The organism is Pseudomonas sp. SDT291_1_S447 (assembly GCF_054070155.1).
Window position 1 is genome coordinate 1 of sequence record NZ_JBSVXS010000238.1, and the last position, 2,868, is coordinate 2,868.

At 62.1% G+C, this 2,868-nt stretch carries 2 protein-coding genes; both read left to right on the forward strand.

Annotated elements, in window-relative coordinates; translation table 11 throughout:
- The first annotated feature begins 167 nt into the window (after positions 1–167).
- Positions 168–1,706 carry an MFS transporter gene (locus ACW9IR_RS29120; RefSeq protein WP_102899663.1) on the forward strand — a complete coding sequence of 513 codons (1,539 nt, stop codon included), beginning with the start codon at positions 168–170 and terminating at the stop codon, positions 1,704–1,706.
- A gap of 26 nt (positions 1,707–1,732) precedes the next feature.
- Positions 1,733–2,803: an HlyD family secretion protein gene (locus tag ACW9IR_RS29125; protein ID WP_457466055.1), complete on the forward strand. Its 1,071-nt coding sequence runs from the start codon at positions 1,733–1,735 to the stop codon at positions 2,801–2,803.
- Positions 2,804–2,868: the final 65 nt, after the last annotated feature.

A 2,868-nucleotide genomic window follows, 5' to 3' on the forward strand; every position in this document is an offset into this window, starting at 1 on the left:
TCATTCAATACATGCATCGACTGACACATCGCCATCGCGAGCAGGCTCACTCCTACAGGGGTTGATCATTGTGTCTGGCGCACTTATAACCTGCCAATAAGTCAATTTTCGTCATTGCCAAGCCCGACTAAGATGCTCCGGTATTTTTCCCTCCGGAGTGTGAATTCATGACATCCCTGACGGCAGCAGCGCCCATCGCTGCGGCCAGCCCGGCGAAGGCGGCGACGCCACCGGTGTTCGGGGCGCGGATCATTATCGGTCTGGTCGGCGTGCTGCTGGCGGTGCTGGTGTCGGGCCTCAACGAGATGGTCACCAAGGTAGCCCTGGCCGACATCCGTGGCGCGCTGAGCATCGGTTACGACGAAGGCACCTGGCTGGTCGCCAGCTACACCGCCACCTCGGTCGCGGCCATGGCCTTCGCGCCGTGGTGTTCGGTGACCTTCTCGCTGCGCCGCTTCACCCTCTGCGCGATCGGTCTGTTCACGCTACTCGGCGTGCTGTGTCCATTCGCGCCGAACTACGAAAGTCTGCTGCTGATGCGCATCCTGCAAGGTCTGGCCGGCGGTGCGTTACCGCCGATGCTGATGACCGTCGCCCTGCGTTTTCTGCCCGCCAATATCAAACTCTATGGCTTGGCCGGCTACGCACTGACGGCGACATTCGGCCCCGGCCTCGGCACGCCGCTGGCCGGTTTGTGGACCGAATACGTCGGTTGGCAGTGGACGTTCTGGCAAATCATCGTGCCTTGTCTGATCGCCATGGCGATGGTCGCGTGGGGTATTCCGCAGGACCCGCTGCGCCTGGAGCGCCTCAAATCGTTCAACTGGAAAGGCCTGCTGCTGGGCTTTCCGGCGATCTGCATGTTGGTGATCGGTTTGCTGCAAGGCAATCGGCTGGACTGGTTCGAGTCGAGCCTGATCTGTGGATTGCTCGGCGCCGGCTCGCTGCTGCTGGTGGCGTTCTTGATCAACGAGTGGTCGCAGCCGACCCCGTTTTTCAAATTGCAGATGCTCGGTATCCGCAACCTTTCTTTCGCCTTGATGACGTTGGCCGGTGTGCTGGTCGTTCTGCAGGCGGTGGTGTTGATTCCGTCGAGCTATCTGGCGCAGGTGCAGGGTTATCGCCCGGCGCAGACCGCACCGATCATGCTGATCGCCGCATTGCCGCAACTGATTGCGCTGCCGTTGGTGGCCGCGTTGTGCAACCTGCGCTGGGTCGATTGCCGCTGGGTGCTTGGCATGGGTTTGAGCATGTTGACGCTGTCCTGCCTGGGCGGATCGCTGCTGACTTCAGAATGGATTCGCGACAATTTCTACGTCCTGCAATGGCTGCAGATCTTCGGTCAGCCGATGTCGGTGTTGCCACTGTTGATGTTGTCCACCGGCAGCATCCAGCCGCAGGACGGGCCGTTCGCCTCCGCGTGGTTCAACACGGTGAAAGGCTTGGCGGCCGTGGTCGCTACCGGGGTGATCGAGGCGCTGACCACCGCGCGTCTGCATTTCCACTCGACCATGCTGGTCGACAGCCTCGGCAATTCGCCGCTGGCCGACCGCAGCGATCCGGGCCTCGCCCATCGCCTGCACGAACAAGCCGTGGTGCTGACTTCTTCCGATCTCTATGTGTGCATGGCCGGCGTCGCGGTGGCGTTGATCCTGCTGATTTTCTGGCTGCCGACGCGGATCTTTCCGCCGCGCGCGCCGACCTGATGGCTGTACTGAAACAGAAGGTTTTTATGACGACTCAAGCAAAGCAAAAACTCGCGGTGGCCATCGCCGCCGCACTGGCGGTCGGCGTGCTGGTTTACCTGGCGCTGCCCGGCGTGTTTGGCAAACGTACCCAGCAAAACACCAATGACGCCTTTGTCTCCGCCGACTACACGCTCGTTGTGCCGCGCGTGGCCGGGTTTATCAAAGAAGTCTTGGTAGAGGACAACCAGCAAGTGAAGGCCGGGCAGTTGCTGGCGCTGATCGATGATCGCGATCTGCGCGCCTCAGCCGAAGCGGCGGACGCGCAAACCCTAGTCGCGCGGGCACAGTTGCAGAACGCCAAAGCGACGCTGGAACGCCAGACGTCGGTGATCGCCCAGGCGCAAGCTTCGGTGGTGTCGGCCAAGGCTGAAATGGCCTTCGCCCAGCAGGAATTGAATCGCTACAACCATTTGGCCGGCGTTGGGGCCGGCACTGTGCAAAACGCGCAACAGGCGCGCACGCGTATCGATCAAGCCACGGCTCATCTCGACACCGCCACGGCGAAGCTTGCGGCAGAGCGCAAGCAGGTCGACATTCTCACCGCTCAGCGTGACGCCGCCGAAGGCAGTCTGAAGCACGCGCAGGCGGCGCTGGAAATCGCCAGTTTCGAACTCTCCTACACACGCATCACCGCGCCGCAGGACGGCATGATAGGCGAGCGTGCGGTGCGCGTCGGCGCCTATGTGACGCCGGGCAGCAAGCTGCTGGCCGTCGTGCCGTTAAAGCAGGCGTATGTTGTGGCGAACTTTCAGGAGACACAACTGACTGACGTGCAGCCGGGGCAAGAGGTGCAAGTACGCGTCGACAGCCTAGGTGGTGAAGCGCTGACCGGTCGCGTCGAGAGTATCGCCCCGGCGACGGGCGTGACCTTTGCGGCGGTGAAGCCGGACAACGCCACCGGCAACTTCACCAAGGTGGTGCAACGGATTCCGGTGAAGATCATGCTGGAGCCTGGCCAGCCGCTGGCTGAACGATTGCGCGTGGGCATGTCGGTGGAGGCGAGCATTGATACCAAAGGCTCGGCGACATCGGTGCGTGAGGTGACTCAGCGATGAGCCATGTTGATCGAGCCGACGCCTTCGCGAGCAGGCTCGCTCCCACAGGGAGAACGCATTCCAAC